The sequence below is a fragment of the Pseudidiomarina taiwanensis genome, from assembly GCF_003987435.1.
Taxonomy (GTDB): Bacteria; Pseudomonadota; Gammaproteobacteria; order Enterobacterales; family Alteromonadaceae; genus Pseudidiomarina; species Pseudidiomarina taiwanensis.
The window spans coordinates 74,972-98,802 of record NZ_PIQG01000005.1; the positions used below are offsets into that span (position 1 = coordinate 74,972).

18 protein-coding genes and 2 pseudogenes are annotated in these 23,831 nt (G+C 47.6%); 10 read left to right on the forward strand and 10 right to left on the reverse strand.

Annotation, left to right across the window (positions count from 1 at the left end; genetic code table 11):
• Positions 1 to 35: 35 nt before the first annotated feature.
• On the forward strand, positions 36 to 1,181 hold the full coding sequence (locus CWI83_RS09600) for a sensor histidine kinase (protein ID WP_126828471.1): 1,146 nt from the start codon (positions 36 to 38) through the stop codon (positions 1,179 to 1,181).
• Positions 1,178 to 1,771, forward strand: a complete 594-nt coding sequence (locus tag CWI83_RS09605) for a response regulator (RefSeq protein WP_126828473.1) — start codon at positions 1,178 to 1,180, stop codon at positions 1,769 to 1,771. The genes CWI83_RS09600 and CWI83_RS09605 overlap by 4 nt, the downstream gene beginning before the upstream one ends.
• 27 nt (positions 1,772 to 1,798) lie before the next feature.
• On the opposite strand, the gene CWI83_RS09610 is transcribed toward CWI83_RS09605, so the two are convergent.
• Complete coding sequence (locus CWI83_RS09610) at positions 1,799 to 2,974, reverse strand: IS4 family transposase (RefSeq protein WP_126828675.1); 1,176 nt, start codon at positions 2,972 to 2,974, stop codon at positions 1,799 to 1,801.
• Positions 2,975 to 3,171: 197 nt separating this feature from the next.
• Here CWI83_RS09610 and CWI83_RS09615 point away from each other — a divergent pair, with 197 nt between their 5' ends.
• The gene (locus CWI83_RS09615) at positions 3,172 to 4,503 is read left to right on the forward strand and encodes a D-serine ammonia-lyase (protein ID WP_088729292.1); all 1,332 of its coding nucleotides are present in this window, start codon (positions 3,172 to 3,174) and stop codon (positions 4,501 to 4,503) included.
• 178 nt (positions 4,504 to 4,681) lie between these two features.
• On the opposite strand, the gene CWI83_RS09620 is transcribed toward CWI83_RS09615, so the two are convergent.
• Entirely contained in the window at positions 4,682 to 5,926 is a 1,245-nt protein-coding gene (locus tag CWI83_RS09620; RefSeq protein ID WP_241969921.1) for an IS4 family transposase, read from the reverse strand.
• A 68-nt stretch (positions 5,927 to 5,994) separates the two neighbouring features.
• On the opposite strand from CWI83_RS09620, the pseudogene CWI83_RS10725 reads away from it, so the two are divergent.
• Positions 5,995 to 6,084: pseudogene (locus CWI83_RS10725) on the forward strand (DNA-binding response regulator); the annotation flags it as partial.
• Between the two features lie 63 nt (positions 6,085 to 6,147).
• Here CWI83_RS10725 and CWI83_RS09630 read toward each other — a convergent pair.
• Positions 6,148 to 6,385, reverse strand: a pseudogene (locus CWI83_RS09630) (efflux RND transporter permease subunit); the annotation flags it as partial.
• 106 nt (positions 6,386 to 6,491) lie between these two features.
• Positions 6,492 to 8,693, reverse strand: a complete 2,202-nt coding sequence (locus CWI83_RS09635) for an OsmC domain/YcaO domain-containing protein (RefSeq protein ID WP_126828477.1) — start codon at positions 8,691 to 8,693, stop codon at positions 6,492 to 6,494.
• A gap of 348 nt (positions 8,694 to 9,041) precedes the next feature.
• On the opposite strand from CWI83_RS09635, the gene CWI83_RS09640 reads away from it, so the two are divergent.
• Positions 9,042 to 11,516, forward strand: a complete 2,475-nt coding sequence (locus CWI83_RS09640) for a TonB-dependent receptor (protein ID WP_126828479.1) — start codon at positions 9,042 to 9,044, stop codon at positions 11,514 to 11,516.
• Between the two features lie 84 nt (positions 11,517 to 11,600).
• Positions 11,601 to 13,592 carry a tetratricopeptide repeat-containing sulfotransferase family protein gene (locus CWI83_RS09645; RefSeq protein WP_198677286.1) on the forward strand — a complete coding sequence of 664 codons (1,992 nt, stop codon included), beginning with the start codon at positions 11,601 to 11,603 and terminating at the stop codon, positions 13,590 to 13,592.
• Positions 13,593 to 13,613: 21 nt separating this feature from the next.
• Here the strand turns inward: CWI83_RS09645 and CWI83_RS09650 are convergent, their stop codons facing one another.
• On the reverse strand, positions 13,614 to 14,105 hold the full coding sequence (locus CWI83_RS09650; protein ID WP_126828483.1) for an Mpo1 family 2-hydroxy fatty acid dioxygenase: 492 nt from the start codon (positions 14,103 to 14,105) through the stop codon (positions 13,614 to 13,616).
• A 241-nt stretch (positions 14,106 to 14,346) separates the two neighbouring features.
• Between CWI83_RS09650 and CWI83_RS09655 the strand changes: the two genes are divergently transcribed.
• Entirely contained in the window at positions 14,347 to 15,411 is a 1,065-nt protein-coding gene (locus tag CWI83_RS09655; protein ID WP_126828485.1) for an AI-2E family transporter, read from the forward strand.
• A gap of 21 nt (positions 15,412 to 15,432) precedes the next feature.
• Here the strand turns inward: CWI83_RS09655 and CWI83_RS09660 are convergent, their stop codons facing one another.
• Entirely contained in the window at positions 15,433 to 16,602 is a 1,170-nt protein-coding gene (locus CWI83_RS09660; RefSeq protein ID WP_126828487.1) for an ammonium transporter family protein, read from the reverse strand.
• A 16-nt stretch (positions 16,603 to 16,618) separates the two neighbouring features.
• Positions 16,619 to 16,957, reverse strand: coding sequence for a P-II family nitrogen regulator (locus CWI83_RS09665; protein ID WP_126828678.1), 339 nt, complete (start codon positions 16,955 to 16,957; stop codon positions 16,619 to 16,621).
• Positions 16,958 to 17,265: 308 nt separating this feature from the next.
• Between CWI83_RS09665 and CWI83_RS09670 the strand changes: the two genes are divergently transcribed.
• Positions 17,266 to 18,309, forward strand: coding sequence for a cysteine synthase A (locus tag CWI83_RS09670; RefSeq protein ID WP_126828489.1), 1,044 nt, complete (start codon positions 17,266 to 17,268; stop codon positions 18,307 to 18,309).
• On the opposite strand, the gene CWI83_RS09675 is transcribed toward CWI83_RS09670, so the two are convergent.
• Together CWI83_RS09675 and CWI83_RS09680 are read right to left on the reverse strand one after the other, a co-directional pair.
• Entirely contained in the window at positions 18,286 to 18,756 is a 471-nt protein-coding gene (locus CWI83_RS09675) for a GNAT family N-acetyltransferase (protein ID WP_157980388.1), read from the reverse strand. The two genes, CWI83_RS09670 and CWI83_RS09675, sit on opposite strands and share 24 nt — an antisense overlap.
• Position 18,757: 1 nt before the next feature.
• Positions 18,758 to 20,218, reverse strand: a complete 1,461-nt coding sequence (locus CWI83_RS09680) for a RimK family protein (RefSeq protein ID WP_126828492.1) — start codon at positions 20,216 to 20,218, stop codon at positions 18,758 to 18,760.
• Positions 20,219 to 20,350: 132 nt separating this feature from the next.
• Here CWI83_RS09680 and CWI83_RS09685 point away from each other — a divergent pair, with 132 nt between their 5' ends.
• Complete coding sequence (locus CWI83_RS09685) at positions 20,351 to 20,860, forward strand: TIGR03546 family protein (protein WP_126828494.1); 510 nt, start codon at positions 20,351 to 20,353, stop codon at positions 20,858 to 20,860.
• On the forward strand, positions 20,860 to 22,635 hold the full coding sequence (locus CWI83_RS09690; RefSeq protein ID WP_126828496.1) for a TIGR03545 family protein: 1,776 nt from the start codon (positions 20,860 to 20,862) through the stop codon (positions 22,633 to 22,635). Before CWI83_RS09685 ends, CWI83_RS09690 begins: the two co-directional genes overlap by 1 nt.
• Positions 22,636 to 22,653: 18 nt before the next feature.
• Here CWI83_RS09690 and CWI83_RS09695 read toward each other — a convergent pair whose 3' ends face one another.
• Positions 22,654 to 23,829, reverse strand: coding sequence for an E22 family MetX-like putative esterase (locus CWI83_RS09695; RefSeq protein ID WP_241969924.1), 1,176 nt, complete (start codon positions 23,827 to 23,829; stop codon positions 22,654 to 22,656).
• Positions 23,830 to 23,831: the final 2 nt, after the last annotated feature.

A 23,831-nucleotide genomic window follows, 5' to 3' on the forward strand; every position in this document is an offset into this window, starting at 1 on the left:
TTGGAGTAAGCGTTCTAGCAGGGCATACTCAATACATGAAACGGAAAAAATTGAACTTTAAAATCACTTCTGATCAACTTAGTGGACTTGGTACCGTTGTCCTTGTCGGTGGTATCGATCTCTGGAGTCTGGTGACATTCCAAGATTTGTCACCAACGGTTATCTTTTCTTTGGCTTCTTGTTACTTCGTATTTGCGCTTTTATTTTCGCTCCTGACAAGTAACGACGAATTGACGGGGAAGGACAAGACAACGTGGTTGCTCCTTATTGGTCAGTTCCTAGCCGTGAACTTAGTCATGTATATCTCTCCGAATATGTTCACTGCAATACTACTAGTGATTTGGATGGCGCAATTGCCCTATATCATGCCATTCAAATTAGCCTTGTGGCTTTCACCATTATTGACGGCTATCGCCTGGTATAGCCACGCAATTGCGTGGGGAGGAGATACTCTAATTTTTAATGCATTACTCTTTTATTCCTTCAATATTTTTGCCATGTTGATGATGGAATCAAGAAGAAATGCGGAGTTTCAGACCGAGCGTGCTGAGCGAGGAAACCGGGAGCTCGTAGCGATGCAGTCGTTGATGCAAGAAGCGTCAAAGCAAGACGAAAGACTTCGAATTGCGCGAGATATTCATGACTTGGTAGGGCACCACCTGACGGCATTAACCCTACAGCTTCAGGTGCTCGGACGCACGGTTCCAGAGACGTCGAAGAAAGAAGTCGAGCAGACCCACGCTATCGCTAAATTATTACTAGCGGATGTTCGAGAGGCCGTGAGTGATATTCGCGAACACGACTATTTAGATCTGAAAGTAGCATTAAGTCAGATCAGCGAGCGTATTCAAGGCGTCAAAGTACTATTGGACATACCAGAGAGAGTCGCCGTTCTTGATTTAAAACAGGGTATGGCAGTGCTCAGAGGGGTCCAAGAAGCCATTACCAACTCCGTGAGACACGGCAGAGCGAATGAGGTACGCATTGAAGTCAGGCAAAATAAAGAGCTGCTGACTGTTTGCGTGGAAGACAACGGCAGTAGTTCAAAGCCATTCATAGCCGGTAACGGTATTACTGGAATGACCGAACGTTTTGAACAATTACGAGGACATGTACAAGCGGGTCCGTCTGAAAAAGGCTTTGTTGTGAAATTAGTCTTGCCATTGATGAGGACGTCATGAGCGACACACATGTATATCGAGTCTTACTCGTAGATGACCAGATGCTCGTTCGCCAAGGCTTAAAGAGCTTGTTGTCACTTTCTCCCGAGATTGAGGTTGTCCATGACGTTTGCGATGGTGTAGAGGCAACCGAGTGGCTTAAAGTGCATCAACAAGATATTGATGTAGTTCTTTTGGATATTCGAATGCCAAAGATGAACGGTATCGAGACGCTTAACGCGATGAGGCGGGAGGATATTGAGACACCTGTACTCATTTTGACTACCTTTAATGATCACGAATTACTGATTGATGCGCTTAAAGCCGGCGCAAAAGGCTACTTGTTGAAAGATGTTGAGTTAGAGACGTTGGTCAGTGGCATCCAGCGCGTCGTTCGCGGAGAGTCGATGATTCAACCTTCGATTACTACCCATTTACTTTCTGGGTTAAAAGACATGAAGTCTGATTTTGCGTCGTTTGAGCAACCGGAACCTCTCTCTGTAAAGGAAATTGAAATTCTTCGGTTAATGGCTTCGGGCTGTAGTAACAAGGAAATAGCCACTGCCTTGTTTAAGTCTGAGGGTACGGTAAAGAATCAGGTCAGTACCTGAGGGATCCCCTCGAATTTGACCATAGTATCAGCTCTTTTCCAGTTTGATGATACCCCAGTCAAACTCTGCTACCCAGAGCATGATTTGCTGCCTCGCCGCTTGTATCTCTTCTTCAGTCAATCCTGGCTGGGCGAGCTTACATAACCGCATTCCCAGATAGTTGAACGACAATACGCGCCGGTGCTTGATGCTGTTAGCCTGAAACTGTAAGTGCTTCCCGGCCAGCTCTGCCGCCAGCCCTATCATGTAGTGCAACCAATTTGCCAGTGCCGCCAATAGCAACAGCACTTCCAGCCGTTCACGTTTATAAGTACGGTGGGCTTCGCTACCTAAGCCATAGGTCTGGCTTTTCTGGTCGCGGAAGCTCTCTTCTATTTGCATGCGTTTGCCGTAGCATTTGGCAATCTTCGTCGCGTAACCGAAGCAATTGGGCAAGGATGAGACCAACAACCACGGCTCTTTATATTGCTTGTGTTTGTCGGATTTTCGCAGCTTCCAACCGGTGCCCACCAGCACGGCTTGAGTGCGATATTGCTGGGCTTTGGTCAGCTGAACTTCACCCAATAGCTGCGGCGTGGAGCGCGCCTTTTTATACACTTTTGCCACGGTGACAAAGTCATTTTGTCCAGGCAGTTGCAGTGTCTGGTTGCCACGCACTCTGGCAATGTAGTGCCAGCCGAGCTTACGTATTTGCTTAAACCACGGCACTTTAAAACCAGCATCGGTAATAATCACCGGCTTAAAATCTGCTGGCAGTACCTGCTTTAATCGGTGTAAAAACGCCTTGTGTACGTGCGGACACGTATACTCGTCCATCGGTGCGACCACCTGATGTAACGTCAGCGGGCGACCTTCCAGCGCCAGGCTGGCACGCAGGATAAAATGGCGCTTTTCTGTGTCGGCATTGCTCCAGTCCACTAAAATCAGGGGCTGTTTGCCTTGACGTAGCAAGCGGGTCATTGCGGCATAAATAAGCGGCGCCTCTGCTTGCAGCGCTTCATTTCTTAACAAACGGTCAGCCCGCTTGATGCCGTGTTTTTCTGACGTTTCACTGTCAAAATCACGGCCGATAGCCGTTACCGTGCATTGACCATTCTGCATCAAGCTTTGTACTGCCGCCCCCAAAGCTAAAAACCGGGCTTTGTGCATATATTTTGGGGTGACAAATGAGAGGAAATCGGCGAGCATTGTTTTTACATTCATGGCGGCACTCATGGTTTGAGAGTTTTGGCGAATGATCTGATCGGGAACTGCCATGAATGTTCCCTTCGCCTCTAACTATTTGTTTTATTTATGCCATTCGTGGGGATTCGTCAGACACGTCAGCTACCTTTATTGCATCATTCGTAGCACTTGCTGGCACATTCTTACTGTCTTACATCGTATAACAACAAGGTATTATGATGACTACTAACATTGATCAACTTACCGAACAATATCCGCTGGTAAAAGAACTTATCGAGCTAAAGGAGATAGCTTGGTTTAACCCGTCCATCACCAACCTTGAAGAGGGTTTACCCTACGTCGGACTGGGTGCTGAGAACATTCAAGATGCAAGTGAACGGCTAAAAAGATTCGCTCCTTACCTTGCAAAAGCATTCCCGGAAACAGCCAAAACTGGCGGGATTATTGAGTCTGAAGTGGTTAGTATTTCAGCAATGCAAGATGTAATTGAGCGTGAATACAGCACCAAAATACAAGGTCGATTGCTACTGAAAAAAGACAGTCACTTACCAATTTCGGGCTCAATTAAAGCTCGAGGTGGGATCTATGAAGTCCTGACACACGCTGAAAAACTAGCTATGGAAGCAGGATTGCTTACTGAGTCAGATGACTACAGCAAGTTATTTAACGAAGAATTTCGTGATTTCTTTAAACAGTTCAGTGTTGCTGTGGGCTCTACCGGAAATCTGGGGATGTCTATTGGGATTATGAGTGCCAAATTAGGTTTCTCCGTTTCCGTTCATATGTCAGCCGATGCAAGAGAATGGAAGAAAAACAAACTTCGCTCTCATGGCGTCAATGTTGTTGAATATGAACAAGACTACGGTGTTGCTGTGGCTCAGGGTCGCAAAGAAGCCGAAAACGACCCGACTTGCTTTTTCATTGATGACGAAAACTCGCAAACCCTATTCTTAGGGTATTCGGTTGCTGGTGAGCGCCTCAAGAAACAGTTCGATGAAAAAGGTATTTTGGTAGACGCGCAGCACCCTCTATTCGTTTATCTACCATGTGGCGTTGGTGGGGGCCCCGGTGGTGTTGCATTCGGCCTGAAAATGGCTTTTGGTGACAACGTTCATTGTATTTTTTCTGAGCCGACACATTCTCCATGTATGGTGCTAGGCGTTCATACCGGATTGCACGACGAAATAAGTGTTCAGGATATTGGTATTGATAACATTACCGCTGCTGATGGTTTGGCTGTAGGTCGTGCTTCTGGTTTTGTAGGCCGAGCAATGGAAAGATTATTGGATGGTTATTTCACTGTCACTGATGAACGCATGTACCGATTACTGGGTCAACTGAGTGAGTCTGAAGACATCCAGCTTGAGCCTTCGGCATTAGCTGGCATGGTAGGGCCGGTAGTGGTAACAAATGATGGTGATTATAGAAAGCGAATGCAGTTCGACGACACCATTATGAGTAAAGCCACACATCTAGTTTGGGCTACGGGTGGCGGCATGGTGCCAGAAGCTGAAATGTCCTCTTACCTGGAAAAATCTGGTCTTTAATCAATAAATTGTTGGCAATCTGCTTTGGCGGATTGCCTCTATGTGTAAGGAAAATCATTCATGAAGACAAAAGTTCATACAGGGCACGCTCCCGCAGCTATCGGACCTTATGCACAAGGTATTATTCATAACAGCGTTATCTATACTTCGGGTCAGCTCCTGAGGGATCCCCACGAATTTAGTCCCCGCATTCAATGTTGTAACTCGTCGTATCCAGCAAGTGTTTACAGTGGCGCAAGGTGTTGCGCCACTGTGTTGTTGTAAACACCACCCGTTTGACCATGGCTCTTAACCCCAGGGTGTGAAACGACAAGACTCGTCTGTCACGATAACTGTTTGCCTGGAACCGGCGCTGCTGATTGGCTATGGTCAGCCCTACACCGAGCAATATCAATACTAATGAGGCTAAATTGCTCAGCAGTAGTAACAGGCTTATGCGGTGTAGTTTGGTACTGCCATTTTGCTCAAAGCCCAGACCATACTGAGTACTTTTCATATCTCTGAAGCTTTCTTCTATCTGCATGCGCTGCCGGTAAATCGATACTACCTGCTTGCTGTGATGGCTGCTTTGCGGCAGGTTAGAAGCAAGTAGCCATGGCTCTGTGTTTCCTCTGGCGTGTATTTTGGAGGCTCCTGAACGTTTCATGCTGCCATCCGCATTACGTAAATGACGACCTTTGCTTTTTTGCTTGTACAACGTCAACAAGCAGGCAAACGGTTTGTACCGTGCAATCTGTGCCTGATATTGCTTCGGTTGTAGCGCTGCTTCGGCAAATAACCTGCTAATACACTGCCAGTTTGCACCATTATCAGTGGTATAAAAATTCGGCTTACGTACCCGACCGACAAAGTACCAGCCTAATGCTTCAATTTGCCTGAACCAGGGTGCTTTAAAGCCTGCATCGGTGACGATCACCGGTTTACACTTTGCTGGCAGTAGCTGAGACAACGTCTGTAAAAACAGCTTATGAACTGCCGGTTTTTCTTTTGTACCCAGTGGATGAACCTCCTGGTACAGGGTGATAGGCCGACCATTGAATGTCAGCACTGCCCGCAGTAAAAAGTGTCTGCCGGCTTCATCCAAATCAGACCAATCTATGCTTATCGTTGGGTGTTTGGCAGTACAAAACAAGCGACATACGGCTCCGTAAATTAACGTCTGCTCACGCAGTAAATGCGTATTAGACAGCAGCCTGTCAGCCCGCTTAATGTTATGTTTTTCAAAGGCATTAGAGTGAATCCCCCGGCCAATACTGGTTACGGTAGCGGCACTGCCGTTTGCGAGGCTATGCACGCAATCAATTACGGCTTTTCGTCTGGTAACATGCATTTTGGGTGTGACAAATGAAACGATATTGGTCAAGATAGCGCGAACATTCATGGCAGTTTGGGGTTGGTGATTTTTGGCGATTGATCTGATCACCGAACGCCATGAATGTTCCCTCCGAGTTCATCTTTTTGTTTTAGCTGATAATTTTGTGGGGATACCTCAGGGTCAGTACCATCATGGCGAAACTAGGAGTAAGAGACCGAACTCGGGCTGTGTTAAGAGCTATCGAGCTCGGTCTGTTAGCTACTTAATGTTGTTCTTGAGCTATTAGGTCGTCCATTTCACTTTCAAGTTTCGCACTCTCATTGACCCGCGGCTTCGCATACCGATAGCCCTTTGTCGCAAAGTTTGGTCGGCAAACTCAATAAATAGAATAGAGTTCTTCGCTAGAAGGTCGATCAGCATGACAAGACCAATTTGCGAATAGATATTGATACAGTTGTCATTTCTAAAAAGGGCGAATAGTGCAGCAGCGATACCTAAAGGAACGGTAATCATAACGACAATGGCACTGTTTACACTCTCACCTTGTGCCGCATCTGGTAGAAGAATTTCTTCAGGCTTATAGGCTTAACGATCCATAAAGTCCAAAGTTACGTCGTCGAGGCCCCATAATCGGTTGGTCCCCAGTTCAAATCTGGGAGGGGCCACCATTACCCTATTGATCCGAACTCTTTGCTGCCCGCGCGGCATGCAACTTGCGATAGCTCTCAAGTAAACGCTGATGTCGGTCCAGTCCAGTTAAGTTCATATCGGTAGGGGTTAGACCGTAAAAACGGACCGTACCGTCGACAGAGCCCTCAACAGCATTCATGACTTCATCACTATACATGCGGCGTAAATTAACGATGAAATCGCTTCGTTCCAGCTCGTCATCAAGTTCAATTTCCAAGACAGCTTGAACTGCCCGGTAGAACAACTGCCGACTGACAGTGTTATCGTTGTACTGCAGGAACGCTTCGACCCCTTCAAGTGCATCTTCGTGCTGACCCAGCGCGAGTTGAATCAGAATCTTTAATTCTAGAAGAGTGAGCTGACCCCATACCGTATTCTCGTCAAACTCAACGCCAATTAAGGTGATGATGTCCATGTAATTATCGAGCTGGCTCTGCTCGAGCTGATTGAGTAGATCGGCCAGTTGTTCAGTCGAGAGTCGATGCAGGTTCAGAATCGATTCACGGAACTGCAGCGCCTGATTCGTATTATCCCAAATCAAATCCTCAATCGGATAGACTTCCGAATAATCAGGCACGATCATGCGCACTACAGGTGCGCCGAGATCGGTATGCACCATTTGATAAACTTCTTTACCGAGTTCGTGCAGGATTCCAAATAGCGTATCGGCTTCTTGCTGATTGTCAGCTTGATGGTCGGCGCTAAAATCCCATTCAACAAATGGATAGTCTGCTTTGGCACTGAAAAAGCGCCAGGAGACGACCCCAGATGAGTCGATAAAATGCTCGACAAAGTTGTTTGGCTCGCTTACTTCCATACTGTTAAACGTCGGCGGAGGTAAATCGTTTAAGCCTTCAAAACTGCGTCCTTGGAGTAACTCGGTAAGGCTTCGCTCGATTGCGACTGCCATGCTCGGGTGGGCACCAAACGAGGCGAACACGCCACCTGTTCTGGGGTTCATTAAGGTCACACAAGCCACCGGGAATTGCCCGCCGAGAGAAGCATCCTTGACCAGCACCGGGTAGCCTTGTGCTTCGAGTGCTTTGACTCCTTCGACTAAGTGCGGATAGCGCTCAAGCACCTCAGTAGGAACATCAGGTAGGGCAATCTCTTGTTCGATAATCTGCTTTTTAACCGCCCGCTCAAAGATTTCTGAAAGACATTGAACTTGGGCTTCGGCAAGGGTGTTGCCGGCGCTCATGCCATTACTCAAGTACAGGTTTTCGATTAAGTTTGATGGAATATAAACCGTTGCACCGTCACTTTTGCGAGTGAATGGCAGGGCGCAAATACCGCGCTCAATATTACCTGAGTTGGTATCAATTAAATGTGAGCCACACAGCTCGCCCTCAGGGTCATAAACTGTGCGGGTATACGCATCGAGGAGACCGTCCGGTAGGCTATCGTCTGCGCTCAGTGGGAACCATTTTTCAGTTGGATAGTGAACAAAATCGGCCTGCGCCAGTTCAGCGCCAAAATATTGATCATTATAGAAAAAGTTACAGCTCAAACGTTCAATGAATTCGCCTAACGCTGAGGCGAGAGCCGCTTCTTTGCTGGCGCCTTTACCATTGGTGAAGCACATAGGTGAAGACGCATCTCGAATATGCAAAGACCAAACATGCGGGACAATATTGCGCCAGGATGCGACTTCGATTTTCATCCCCAATGACTCGAGAATTGCGGTCATATTGGCAATGCTCTCTTCGAGCGGTAAGTCTTTCCCTTCAATATAGGTTTTATCTGTTTTTGAGAGGCCTTCCATTAACAAAGCTTGGGCGTCCTCAGCGAGGTTATCAACGAGCTCAACTTGGAACTCGGGCTGAGTTTGCACCACTTTTTTCACGGTACAACGGTCGATGGCACGGAGAATCCCTTGCCGATCTCGCTCGGAAATATCTTCTGGTAACTCACATTGAATCTTGAATACTTGGTTGTAGCGATTTTCAGGGTCAACGATGTTGTTTTGGACGATACGAATGTTATCGGTTGAGATGTTTCGAGCTAAACAATAAACCCGCACAAAATAAGCTGCGCACAACGCGGAGGAAGCAAGAAAGTAGTCGAAAGGACTGGGGGCTGAGCCATCACCTTTATATCGAATCGGTTGGTCTGTGATGACGGTAAAGTCATCAAACTTGGCTTCAAGTCGCAAATTTTCGAGAAAGTTTACTTTAATTTCCATTACGTATGCCGCAGTCGCAGTGAGTCTTGCTGGGCATTATCTCGCATACCTGAGTATTTTTCAGTTCATTTCTTTTATCAATCGAATTCATAGCATGTATTCAGTTAGTTAATTGTGATGCTATTTTACATATGTTAGGCTTTGCGATTGTTTCGATTGAAACTAAAAAAATGCACGTATTTGATCTTAAATGCGCTTAAAAGCGTTAATTTTGTCGATTTACATGATATTTATACTTCGTTATCGAATAATAAATACACTGTGCATTAAACGCGTTCTACGCATGCGGCTTGGTCACCCTAGGGCCAATCGTTCCACAAGAATGAAGAAGCTTAAGCAGGAGAGAACATGTTCCAGCAAAGTAAGTTAACCCACGCCATCCTGGTTGCCTTGGCAGCCTCAGCACCTGGTTATGCCTTAGCACAGGACGCCAGCGAGGAAGCCAACGATGAAAATACCCGCGCGGTTGAGACCATTGAAGTCACAGCAACCAAGCGCACCACTAATATTCAGCAAACTCCAACAGCGGTTCAGGCGCTCAGTGAAAAGGAGTTACGTGACCAGAATATTGGTAATTTTGAGGATTATATTCAGTACGTGCCAAACGTATCTGCTGGTGGTCGTGGCCCGGGTCAGAATGATGTATTCATTCGCGGCATGTCGATTCAACCGATTACGGTGATGCTGTCGGGCGCGCAAGGAACCATGCCTAACGTTGCCTTGTATGTGGATGAAATGCCGGTCACAGCTCCGGGGCGTAACCTAGATGTCTATGCGGCTGATCTACAGCGTATCGAGGTCCTACCTGGACCACAGGGCACGCTATTTGGTGCAAGCTCGCAAGCCGGGACGATTCGTTACATTACTAAAAAGCCGCGTTATGGAATAACCGAAGCGGGTTTCAAAGCGGGCTTTGAAATGATGCCTGAAGGTGAAATGAGTAATGTCACCGAAGCATTTTTAAATGTGCCAATTGGCAATGATATGGCTGTTCGAGCTGTGGTCTACAACGTCAATCGTGGTGGTTACATCGATAATGTTTATGGTGAATTCACGCTCGATCCGGCAATTAATCCGAACTCAGCTGTCAATTACGGTCCTGATGCGAAATACGAAACAGCTTATAACACCAATTTAATCGAAGAAGACTTCAATGATAGCTACTATCGTGGCTTCCGCCTTAGCGCACGCTATCAAATCAACCTTGATTGGGAGCTATTGGTTCAACACCAAAGCCAAGACCTTGGCGCTGACGGGGTATTCGATTACGATCCTGAAGTAGGGGATTTACAAGTTCAACGCTTTTATCCGGACCAACTGGAAGATAGCTTTGGCTTGACCTCATGGACCCTTGATGGTCGCTTGGGTGACCTCGAAGTGGTCTACACCGGGGGGTACTTACAGCGTGAAGTAGAACAATCAATTGATTACACCGGTTACAACAATACCGGCGCATTTATTGGTTATTACACCTGTACTTATACGAACCCTGATTACATTGATAATTACGGAATCAATCCGGATGTGATCACCGATGTGCGTGAGTGTCTGGACCCAACGAAAGGCTTTGAAGGGTATCAAGAGCATACGCGCTTTACGCAAGAGTTCCGGATCAATTATGACTTCAATGACAGCTCTCGTGTCACCGCGGGTGTTTTCTACGATGATTATGAAATTGAAACACAAGATGACTATGTGTACTTCAATGATCCTGACCGCTTAGGTTTTGCCCCGAATGCACCTTTACCTGACGCAAACAATATCAACCCGAATACGCGTCCTCCAGGTGTAGCATTCTTTAATGATATTACCCGTACTGAGAGTCAGATTGCGGTGTTTGGTGAGTACACTTATGACTTCACCGAGCAATGGTCAGCGACGGTTGGTCTGCGTTGGTACGATATGGAAAGTGATTATACCGGCTCATCAAACTTCGCCGCGGGTATCTTTAATGGCTCAGTTGACCATGATGCAGGTCGTGATTACGACGTGTCTGGCGGCCACACTCCAGAGCCACTCAAGCTCGATGGCGTGATTCCGAAGCTAACCGTCAGTTATCAGATGGACTCAAGCAAGTTGTTCTACGCAACCTATTCAGAAGGGTTCCGTCCAGGTGGTTTCAACCGTGGCGGTGGTTTGCCTTCGGCTAACCCAGAGTTCCCAACTGTTGAGACAACCTATGAAACCGATGATGTGGTGAACTATGAGTTTGGTTGGAAAACGCTCCTGCTAGACAACACCCTGCGTTGGAATGGTAATGTTTATTACATCGACTGGACTGACATGCAGGTGTCTCGTTTTGACCCTCAAAACGTTTCTATCTTGACCTTTATCGAGAATGCGGCTGATTCTGAAATTCGCGGTATCGAGTCAGATTTCACCTGGCGCGCAACGGACAATTGGACCTTAATGGGAGCCTTCTCTTATAACGACACGGAATTGGTTGCGACCAATGCAAACGTTATTGAGATGGCACCGGTTGGCTCTGAGTTACCATTGACTCCGAAGTTCCAGGCAAACTTCCGCGCCCGTTATGACTGGCGTTTGGATAACAATATGGATGCCCATGTTCAACTCGGTTGGTTGCATGCTGGTAAGGCCTACAGCTCAATCGTAGCGGCCGACCGCCTTGAACAAGATGCGTATGATATCCTTAACGCATCAGTTGGTGTTGCCACAGGACAATGGTCAGCTAAGTTGTACATTAACAACTTGACGGACGAGCGGGCGCAGATGTTCATCAATGATATGGATGATATTCCGCGTATCTCAACGAACCGTCCGATGACTGTTGGTCTGGCATTCTCTTATAACTTCTTCTAATCAGAGTGAAGTTGTAGAAGAGTGATGTAAAAGGGGCCAATTGGCCCCTTTTTAACTTGAATGACCATGTTGACCGAGAGATCCATGACCTTAGCTACAATTAAACAGCAGTTAGCCCAGAAGCAATTTGCACAAGCACTCCAAGCTCTTCAGAGCTTTGATGAGACAGCTGCAGATTTTGACGCCATTGAACATTTATATCTTACTGCGGTCTGCCAACGTTATTTGCAGAACTTCAATGAGAGCTTAGCCAGCTTGCGTCGTTTGCTGGAGTTACAGCCCGATTTGGGGCGCGCTTACCAAGAACAAGGGCATTGTTATCGCGATCAGGGGCAGACTGAACTCGCGCGAGCCGCTTATCGAGAAGCCCTCCGGCATAACCCTGCGTTACACGCGTCTTGGTCAAATCTCGCCCGCATTGAGCAGCAATTCGGCAATAGTGCCCAAGCGCAACGGGATATGGAGCAATCACAGTACTTGTTAAAACAACCTCGAGCGGTACTTGCAGCAATGAACTTGCTCTATGAAGGCAAGCTTTATAAAGCTGAGCAGTTAGTTCGTGAGTTTTTGCGACAAACGCCACATCATATCGAGGCCATGCGCACCCTGGCCAATATTGGTTTCAAACTTAATATATTGGCTGATGCAGAATTTTTGCTTGAGTCGGTACTCGAGTTCAAGCCCGATTACGACTTGGCCCGCTATGATTACATTAAGGTGTTGCAGCAACGGCAGAAATTTCAACAAGCCCATATAGCGGCGCGAGAACTCTTCCAACGCCGCCCCGAAAACCAGGCATACAAAGCGCTTTATGCAAATCAGTGTGTTGCAGTAGATGATTTTGATACGGCGCTCAAGCTCTATGACGAGTTATTAAGCGAAGCAAGCAGTGATCATGCGGGCATTTATTTAGCCAAGGGCCACCTGCTGAAAACCGCTGGTGAAACTGAACAGGCGATGCAGGCGTATCAGCGCGCGTATCAGTTGCGCCAAGATTTTGGTGATGCCTATTGGAGTTTGGCAAATTTAAAAACCTACCGATTCAGTTCTGCTGAAATAGAGCAAATGCGAGCCGCTCTAGAGCAACCTGTGTTGCAACTGCAAGATAAGATTCACTTGTTGTTTGCACTCGGTAAAGCTTATGGCGATCTTGGTGATGCGGGTCAGAGCTTTAAATTCTACCAACAAGGTAATGAGCTTAAACAGACTTCGGTGAGCTATCGTGAAGAGCGCTTTGCCGCCGATGTAGCGCGGCAAAAGGACTTTTTTACGCCAACTAAAGTTGCTGAGCTTAGCTCGAAAAAGCGTTCAAAAGTTGAAGATGCGGACCCTATTTTTATCGTCGGCTTACCCCGCTCTGGCTCCACGTTGGTGGAACAAATCTTGGCATCTCATTCGCAAGTTGATGGCACCATGGAGTTGCCCAATATCTTGGCTTATGTGCGTGAGTTGAATGGTCAGCAATTACAAAGTGAGACACCTAAATACCCCGCTATCATTGATGAATTAACGGTCGAACAATTGAGTGAGTTCGGGCAGCGCTACCTCGATGAGACCCGCTTTCATCGGCAAGGAGCGGCGTTTTTTACCGACAAAATGCCCAACAATTTCCGTCATGTCGGCTTTATTAAGTCAATTTTGCCTAACGCCCGTATCATTGATGCGCGCCGCCATCCACTTGATTGTTGCTTTAGTTGCTTCAAGCAGCTCTTTGCTGAGGGCCAAGAGTTCACTTATGGGTTATCCACCATAGCGCATTACTATCGGCATTATGTGGACTTGATGAGCCATTGGAAGCAACTGTATCCAGATTCAGTTTATACCTTAGTGCACGAGGATTTGATCGACGCACCTGAGCGCGAAATCAGTAATTTATTAAGCTTCTTAAAATTACCGATCGAAGCGCAGTGTTTTGCCTCGCATAAAACCAAACGAAAAGTAAAAACGGCCAGTTCAGAACAAGTTCGGCAACCGATCAACCGTAAAGGTGTCGGGCAGTGGCAAGCCTATGAGGCCTATCTAGACCCACTGAAAGACGAACTCGGTGAGTTGCTCGAAAACTGGAACCAAGTCTAGCGACTTGGTTCCAAACCTTTTTTAGGAGAAACGTGCTTCAATATCTTGGTGAAGCTGGCGTTTGCCACCAAGCATAAAGACGACTTCGGCTACCACGAATAAAGGGCCGACTGCTAACCCCATGATATCGTCAACAAAAGCTGGTTTGCGTCCCTCGAAATAGTGGCCAATAAACTGGAATATCCAACCCACCACAAATAAGCCGATACCCCAGCTTAAATAAAGGCTTGTATCTAGCACTGCAACTGAATGGCCAAGCCAGACGGTGAGAGCTAATAAGATTGCCATTACAACACCTAAGAAAAAATCCAGTTTTAAATAAAAGAGGCCAGCTAGGATGGCGACAATCACAGCAGGACTGAGGGGGTAATCCGCGACTACCCACTGTGGTCGGGATAACAAAATTTGTAAGGCAATCACGATCATCGGAATACCGATTAAGTGCGTTGCAACGTTGCGACGGTCGCGATGATACGCCGCATATTCAGCTAAGTAATCAGTAATCGTTTTCATACTCTAACTCGCTTGTTGTTTATCGAAGATACTGCCAATATGACTTAATTAGGGCGACGAGACAAGGTATCCCAAATAATCGACTTATGCCGCACGCTACTTCTCTCAAACAACACCTGAAACAGCGCCATATTTTGCCGCAATGAGTACTTGGTTTCTTTGGTGATGCGCTAAAGTCGAGTTGCATGAGCCCATCCCCCGCACTATGCTGTAGTGAAATTTATTGAGAGATCAAGTCATTATGCGTGAACGACTCGAACGACGAGCATTCTTCTTACTGCTCATAGCGGTAACCATAGGTTTTGGGATTATCTTAGAGCCTTTTTGGAGTGCAATATTCTGGGCTTGCGCAGTCGCTGTTATTTTTGCTCCAGTGCAGAGTCGTTTGCTGGCGAAACTTGGCGATAAGCCAAATACTGCCGCCGCAATTACCTTATTGTTATGCATGGCAATTGTGGTGATTCCTGTGATGTTTCTGGGCGCTGCATTTGTCCGTGAAGGAATGCAATTTTATCAGCGGATTAGTTCGGGTGAACTCGATCCGCAGCAAGTTCTTGAGCAAGTTCGAACTGCCTTCCCATGGCTTGATGGCGTCCTAGTTGAGCTGGGTATCGATACGCAAAACCTTCGCACCCAACTGGCTGACTGGGCCGTCAACGCCAGTCGCTTCCTAGCCAAAGAAACCCTGACCATTGGGCAAAACACCGCCAGTTTCTTTTTAAGTTTGGCCTTGATGCTCTACCTAACCTATTTCTTATTACGCGATGGCAGTAAGTTACGGGATTTAATGATCCGAGCCCTACCATTTGGTGATGAACGTGAGCATGCACTCTTCGTGAAGTTTGTAGAAGTCACGCGTGCCACAGTTAAAGGCAACTTAGTGGTTGCCTTCGTTCAAGGCGCTCTCGGTGGCTTCATTTTTTGGATTTTAGACATCCCAGGCCCGCTCTTGTGGGGCGTGGTTATGGCTTTCTTGTCATTGATTCCAGCGGTCGGGGCTGCGCTCATTTGGTTCCCGGTAAGCTTATATCTATACGCCACCGGTGATTGGATGAGTGCATCGATTTTAATTGCCTTTGGGGCCATCGTCATTGGTTTGGCTGATAACGTGCTACGCCCGATATTAGTCGGGCGAGATACGAAGTTACCGGATTACGTCGTGTTGTTTTCAACGATCGGTGGGATTTCATTATTTGGTATTAACGGCTTTGTTGTCGGGCCTCTTATTGCCGCTTTATTTATGGCGACCTGGCAGATTTTTATTGTCGATTTTAATAGTCACGAAGAAGAGGAGGCGCGTGATTAACGCGCCTCTAGAATAACTGCTCTAACCTGTCGTTTTACTCGAGACGAACTCAGGGTATGCCTCGACACCACAGTCTGCGATGTCGCCACCTAGATACTCGTCTTGTTCTGACACTCGCAAGCCGAGTGTTACCTTCAGCAGCCACCAAACCACTATACTTGCTGCGAAAACCCAAGCAAAGATAACTCCGGCACCAAGTAATTGATTGATGAGAGTCGCGCTTGAGTGGGTGTAAGCGACCCAGATGAGCCCGTAAACGCCACACACACCGTGGACTGAAATGGCCCCAACTGGGTCATCAATTTTTAATCGGTCAAGAGCAATAATGCTGAGCACAACTAAAACTCCAGCACCTGCACCGATGATGCAACTCAGCACTGCAGACGGTGCGGCAGGCTCTGCGGTGATTGCCACTAACCCGGCTAACGCGCCATTCAAGATCATGGTCAGGTCAGCTTTTTTCCAAATCAGGCGCACCAGCAAAAATGCGGTGATTGCGCCAGTCGCTGCCGCAGCGTTGGTATTCACAAATATATTGGCAACGGCATTGGTATTGTCTTGTCCAACTAATGCCAGTTGCGAGCCACCGTTAAAACCAAACCATCCCATCCATAAAATCAAGGTGCCGAGCGTCGCAAGTGGCATATTTGCGCCTGGAATCGCGTATATCGCACCGCTATGACCGTACTTCCCTTTCCGCGGCCCGAGCAACAACACACCTGCAAGTGCGGCTGCTGCGCCAGCTAAATGGACAATCCCAGAGCCAGCGAAATCCACGAATCCCGCTTCGGCTAAAAAGCCTCCACCCCATGTCCAGGCACCTTCGATTGGGTAGATAAAACTGGTGAGAATGACGCTGAAAATTAAAAAACTCGCGAGTTTCATCCGCTCTGCGACTGCGCCAGAGACAATCGACATTGCGGTTGCTACAAACACGACTTGGAAGAAGAAATTCGCCGCTGGGGCATGACTGGTCACTTCAGGTATGCCATACATGAGCTCATAACCGATCAGCAAATAGCAGGTAGAGGCAATGGCATACAGCAAGACGTTTTTAACTAATATTTCAGTGGTGTTTTTGCTCCGCACTAAGCCTGCCTCGAGCATCGCAAAACCGGCTGCCATCCACATGACTAAAACTGCAGAAATCAGCAAATAAAAGGTATTGAGGGCATAATTTAAATCCATCATGGTGGTCTTCCTTATGTTACAGAGCGTCTTGGTCTTGTTCGCCTGTGCGAATCCGTATCACCTGACTTAAGGGATGCACGAAAATCTTGCCATCGCCGGTGTTACCAGTGTGACTGGCGGATTGGATGGTCTCGATAACACGGTCGAGCTGAGCCTCGGTGACCGCGATCTCAACCCGCAGTTTGGGCAGAAAATCTATCCGATATTCAGCACCGCGATAGAGTTCAGTGTGTCCTTTTTGCCGACCAAAACCTCTGACCTCAGTAATGGTCATACCCTGACAGCCGATTTCAGCAAGCGCTTCGCGCACATCGGTAAGTTTCGCTGGTTTGATAATCGCTATGACTAAATGCAGTTGCATAAGCACTCTCCTTTTTCTTAGCGGGAGTAGATTGAGTCGAATCTACTTGCTAAAGCACTGCAAGAGCTGTGCCAGATCAGCACAGCGATAGCGAACGGCTACTTTGCGGGTCATCAGAGAGTTATGCTTGGCGAGATTGCCTTATTGCGGTGCAGGAGTGACATCCTGTTGCGCTCTACTGGTGCAATCCGAATGAGCTTGTCACTGCATTATTTGCACTAAGCTATAACCAATCAAACTGGAAATTAAGTCGTGACAGCAGTATCGTATCCGCCACTGCAATGGGGTTATCGGAGGTCACCATGCGCACTGCTCAGCGTCCAAGTGAGTTAATTGGACAAACAGATATGCTTCGGATTCACTCGCTCTCGGAACTTACTGGGTGTGATATTTATGTGAAGTTGGAATCGCAAAATCCAGGCGGTTCGATCAAAGATCGAGCTGCTTTGCAAATGATTAAGGATGCGATGCAACGGGGTGACTTGAAGCCGGGTATGACAGTGGTGGAGGGGACTGCAGGCAACACTGGGATTGGACTGGCCTTAGTCGCACGTTCCTTTGGTCTGAATATGCTGGCAGTGATGCCGAATGATCAAACCCCAGAGAAGGAACGCATGATTCGCCTGCATGGGGCCCAGTTGAAAACAGTTGACCCTGTCCCATTTCGTGATCAAAACCATTTTTATCATACGGCCCGTCGATTGGCGGAAGAGAATGTCGATTATTGGTGGGCCAACCAATTTGAAAACATCTCCAATATGCGTGCGCACTACCTCAGTACGGGGCCGGAAATTTGGCAACAAACTCAAGGACAAGTCGATATTTTTGTATCCGTCGCGGGCACTGGCGGCACCATAGCGGGGAATTCAAAGTTTCTCAAAGAGCAAAATGAGCAGGTTGAAGTGTGGTTGGTTGACCCAGATGGTTCGGGTATTTACCACTACTTGAAAGCCGGTGACTATGTCTCAAAAGGGAGCTCGTTTACCGAGGGCATTGGGATCATGCGTCTTGTTGAAAACTTCAAACATGCTCGCATTGATGCCGCAGTTAATTTACCGGACCAAGATCTGATTACGCTCTCACGTTTTATCCGTGATCACGATGGCTTGGTGCTGGGGAGTAGTTCTACGCTGAATGTTGCTGGAGCCTTGATGGCTGCCATTCAACGTGGCCCAGGTAAAACGATTGTGACCTTTGCCTGTGACTTGGGTGAGCGTTCAGCGAGTAAGCTTTACAACGAGCACTATTTACGGGAACGAGGATTGCAGTTAGAGGCAGAGCCTATTGCGCAATTAATCGAGCGCTACCGTGCCGCCCGTGACTCAATTTGGTTCGCGCAAGGTTAGTCGCATCCGGTAGCCGTCTTCACCGTTCTCGTAATATTGAGCGAGGAGGTCGGTCACTTCAAAACCGAACCTGCGATAAAGGGCTAATGCAGCGGTGTTGGTTGTCATTACCTCCAGACTCACCGTTTGGCAGCCGAGTTGCTTGGCCCTTATTAAGCTGTCCTCAATAAGTCTGGCGGCAATTCCTTGGCCACGAGCCTGCGCGGCAACAGCCAGTGAATATATCCGCCAAATCTTACTATTCGCTCGAGTTAAGCCAATACTGTAACCCACCACAGAGAACTGATCATGCGTGAGCTGTTCAATCAAACGAACATGAGCAGTTGGACTCTGTAATAAATATCTTAAGTTGACGCGACCTAACTGATCCGAGTCAAAGCAACTTTGTTCAAGCTGCAACAGTGGCTCAAGATCGTCAACCGAAGCTGTGCGCAGTTGCAAGGTCATATTATTTCTCATCAAGGCGACGATAAAAGTCGCGCATAATCACGTGGTAGAGCTCGTCACCTAATAATGCATCTTCCACCCCTGCATCGATGGATGGGTTATCGTTAATCTCAATAATAACAGGCCCTTGCGCCGTCACTTTCATATCGACACCATACAAACCATCACCGATAAGCCGGGTTGCTTGTAGTGCGAGCTTGATCACGTCACGCGGAACCTGCTGCACACCAACTGTCTCGAAACCTCCTGACTTACCGCCTTTGGTATGGCTTGCATGGTTATAAATTTGCCAGTGGTTTCGCGCCATATGGTACTTACAGGCATAAATGGCCCGATGATTGAGCACCCCGATGCGCCAATCATACTCGGTTCGAACAAACTCTTGTGCCAAGATAATGGTCGACTGTTCAAAGAGTTGGTTGGCAATATGCTTCAAGCTCTCTAAATCCTCAGCTTTTTCAACGCCGATCGAGAATGAGCCATCAGGTATTTTAAGAACGATAGGGAAGCCAAATCGCTCCGCTAACTTTTCATAATCAATGTGTTGATTGCGCAACAGTAATTCTGTCATCGGTGTAGCAATCCGATGCTTATCTAAAAGCTCATGCAGAAATACTTTGTTGGCGCAGCGCACAATCGACTGTGGTGAGTCAATCACGACCAAACCATTGGCTTCTGCCTTTTTGGCAAAATGGTAGGTGTAATGATTGATTTTTGTCGTTTCCCGAATAAATAACGCATCAAATTCTAGTAGCCGATTAAAGTCACTTGCGGTGATTAATTCAGCATCAATATCATGCTGGCGTGCAGCCCGTATAAAGGCTTGTAAGGCACGTTTATTCGACGTGGGAATCGCCTCGTTCGGGTCATGCAAAATAGCTAAATCGAAACGGTAATCTTTGCGTGCCCGGGCTTTGCGCCAGACGCGCTTACTGAAGTGGTCTAAAGCATCACCAAAGAAACTTTGTTCGGAGTCGCTTAGGTCACTCAGGTTCACCGGCTTCAAAGAGTGAATGTACCAGCGTCCCTGAAATTGAAAGTCGACCCGCAGTAACGGGCATGGGTAACGATCGAAGAGCTGGCGCGCAAAGCCCTCGAAAGCGACGTCTGGAGTTTGTCCAAAGGCGATAAAAATTGAGTGTTGCTGTTCGGGTAGAGACTTCTCTAGAGCACGAACCAAGGTCTTGTCGATAGTGATCGCCAGCAATTGGTAGTGCGAGAAGTTGCGTAAGTCATTAATCGTACTGACCGACGGAATAACACGCTGACCGCGTGCTTCGGCAAGTAAGCTCACGTAATAACCTGTACCAAGATAGCCGAGGTCACTACAGAGGTTGATGACGTGCGCGCGTGAATTACTGTGATCTTGCAAAAAGTCATCTGCGGCAATAATCGCTTGGCTTGGAAAATAAGGCTGCCAGACCGCGCTGTGGTCGAGAATGACAAGGGTCGAGTGATGCATATATGCTCCATATAAAAGGCGCGCTAATTAAAGATGATTTTGACCAAAACACAAGCCTTTACAATAAATATTTTAGCCAACTTAGCGATGTACGCTATGCTTAGTTAAGAACTCATCATGGAGAGGTTCGTCATGCTAACTTTGCTCGCTCGGTTTTTTAAAGCGCTCAATTCAGAAACAGGGGCTTGGGCACTCGCTTTTGCCTTTGTGCTAGGGATGATTATGGGCATTACGCCGCTGTGGAGAGTCCATAACCTACTGATTTTATTGGTAGCTTTGTTGTTCCGGGTCAATTTAACCGGATTTTTGCTGAGTTGGGCGGTGTTTTCTGCTATCGCCTATCTCGTTGACCCAATCTCTCACGCTATCGGTGCAGCTGTGTTAGCGGCTGAGGCGTGGCAACCGGTATGGACGGCCATGTACCAATCTGCGGTTTGGCGAGTCGTACAATTTCATCACACCATTACCATGGGCTCACTCATTCTAAGTGCACTATTTGCGCCAATTTTAGCGGTCATAAGTTACTTTATCGTCAGCCGCTATCGGCAGCATATCCAGCGCTGGTTTATGCAGTTAAAACTGGTGCAAATGTTTAAAGCAAGCCGACTATTCCAAATTTATGCTGGATTAAAGGGGGAGTAATGGAACAACGCACCGTTCGTAGAAGCGCATTTCGATGGCAGGGGCTGCTGGCATTTATCATTATATTGGTGTTGTTAGTGGCATTCTCATTGCTGCTGTTGAACAGTATTTTGAAGTGGACTATGGAATACAACCTTGGTCAGCTAAATGGTGCTGAGGTCAATATAGCTGAAGTTGACCACCATTGGTCCCCACTTGGGTTGGAATTAACGGGTGTGGAGTTAACTGACCCTGCAGCACCCATGCAGAACCGAGTCGTGGTTGGTCGCCTCAGCGCAACCGTGAATGTGGAGCAGCTGTTGTTAGGTCGTATTCACCTTGAAGAGGTGGTGTCGACCGGAATTCGTGTTGCCCAACCACGCCGTAGCGCTGGTGAAGTCTATCAGTTACCTAGCGCCGATAGCGTGGCCAATGAATTACGCCAGCAGTTTGCAAACTTTGAACTGAACTTACCCTCGACGGATGAGGTAATGAGCCGTCTGCAACTGCAAACTCCAGCTGCTATTGCCAAGGCGCGAGAACAGTTAGAGGCGCAACAGACGAAACTCGCAGAGGCCAAGCAAGCCTTACCGACAGAAGAGAAAATTAAATCTTACGAGCAGCAGGTTAAGGCGATTACCGAAGCAGATTATTCGAACCCAGCGGCGCTTGCTCGGGCCCAGCAGGAGTTTGAGAAGCTGAAGCAACAATTCGAGCAAGATCGCGCTGCGGTGCTTGCCTTTAAAGAAGTTGCAAGTGAAAGCGCAGATACGATTAAGGCCCTCTTTGCGGAAGTCCGAACAGCTCCAGCTCGAGATTTAGAGCGTGCCAAGCAGTTGATGCAACTGAACAGCGAAGGGTTGAGTGAGATCACAGCCGTTATTTTTGGTGAACAAGTACAACAGTGGAGCCAGTATATTTTGCTCGCCTATGAGCAATTAGCTCCCATGTTGGCGCGTTCTGCGGATGTCGAGCCTGTTGCTGATGAGAGAGCACAAGGCGACTGGGTTGAGTTCGCTGCAGCCTCTGCACCACCGAGCTTTTTAATCAAACATGCGGTAACAGAGTTCGTGTTTGGTGAGACTCAGGTCGAAGTGGATTGGCAGAATATTACCCATCAACATGCCCAACTTGGCCAGCCCACGACTTTTCGAGCGCGCGGTGAAAATTCAAATTTGTGGCGGGTGCTTAATCTAAATGGTGAGCTTGCGTTAACAGCTGATGGAGTCGATGCGCGGCAGCAGTGGCAGGTCCAAGGGATTCAACTACAGCACCTGGCGCTGGCGGAATCACAGCAATTTGCGGCAACCATCCTGTCGACCTTACTTGATAGTGAGGGCAGTGTCGCATTGCGCGATAGTCAACTTAGCGGAGGCGGGACAGTGCGCTTAGCTGATCTTGCAATGCAAGCAAGTGCTGAAAATAAATGGGCCAATGTCGTTGCCCAAGCGTTGCAAAAATTAACCCATCTGGATATTCAAACGGATGTTTCGGGCGCCATGACTGCTCCTGTATTTGCACTACACTCGGATTTAGATCGGCAGTTAGGCAGTGCGCTGCAGAGTGCTGCCCTTGATCAAGCCGAAACGCAGTTGCAGGGAATTCGAGCGGATTTACAAGCGCAGGCGAATGGTTTTCTGGGTGATTCAGAGCAAGACTTCAACGAAATTCTGGCCCTGGTAACCGATGCTGAAAATCGTGAGCAACGCTTACAAAGCTTATTAAAAGCCAAACTTGAAGCGCAATTGGAAGATAAGCTGAAGGATAAGTTAAAAGGGTTTCTGGGCGGTGGTTAACCGCCCAGAGCTTGCCTGCTATTCGCTTTCAAGAAAGTTTTTAAGGGTTTCTGCTTCAGTACTAATACTGAATAGGCCATCTAGGTGACCCCAAATTCCCTCAATCTCGACATACTCGCTTTGTTTGCCCTGTTCTAACAGTAATTGATGGGCTTGCTGTGCTAAGTATGGTTGCAGCAAGAGGTCATTTTTAGCCGGCATAAACAACGATTTTGCTTGGATATTTTTAAGTCCATCGGCAAGTGTTTGCTGATGTCCGGCAATAAAAAGTTGATTTGCACGAACCAGATAGAGGATATGGTTGGCATCAGCTAAACTCGCGCGCATCTTGGCTGCATCAAATAAATATGAGGTTGCCGGAAGTGGGTTCAGAACGCTTTCTAACCCAGCCGCAGGCAGAGTCTCTTGCTGTGGAGCGCGGATATTCATAATCTTTGGATGCATCGCTTGTTGGGTGATCATTGCGAGGGTGTGACTCAGACCTTCGAGCGGTGGTTGTGCACCGTAGTAATCGCCACCATTCCAGTTCGGATCAAGTTTAATGGGCCGTGCCCAATGTTCTAATGCCATGATCGTCCAGGCATCCATGGCACCCGCACCGATCACAGAGACCATACGTTCGACTTGATTCGGATAGCTTGCTGCCCACTCGATGGCTTGCAAAGAACCCATCGAGGCACCGACCACAGCATGTAATTTCTCGATGCCTAGTTCAGTAATCAGCGCATGTTGAACATTAACGAAGTCTTTAATGGTGACGACTGGAAAGTCAAGGCCATAAGGTTCTCCAGTGGCTGGATTGATGCTTGCTGGACCTGTGGTGATGACATTTGGATCGTGCGGAAAGCCATTGACTAGGGTATCCGAACTTAACACAAAATACTTGTTAGTATCGATTGCTTTGCCCGGTCCAATAATACTGTCCCAATAGCCAGGTAGCGGATCCGCTGCACTATATTTCCCGGCAGCGTGACTATTGCCCGAGAAAAAATGAGTGATCAGAATGGCATTGTCTTTGGCTTCGTTGAGTTCACCATAAGCTTCCCAGCCAATTCTTACTTCAGCGATCGTTTCACCACCGACAGTGGTGTAGTTGGGGAGCACGAATTCTTGTTTTTCGACCAACATGGGCTCGTTCGCCGAGACCATGAAGATTGGGCAAAAGAGCACAAGTGCGAACAGCTTCTGGGCCATTT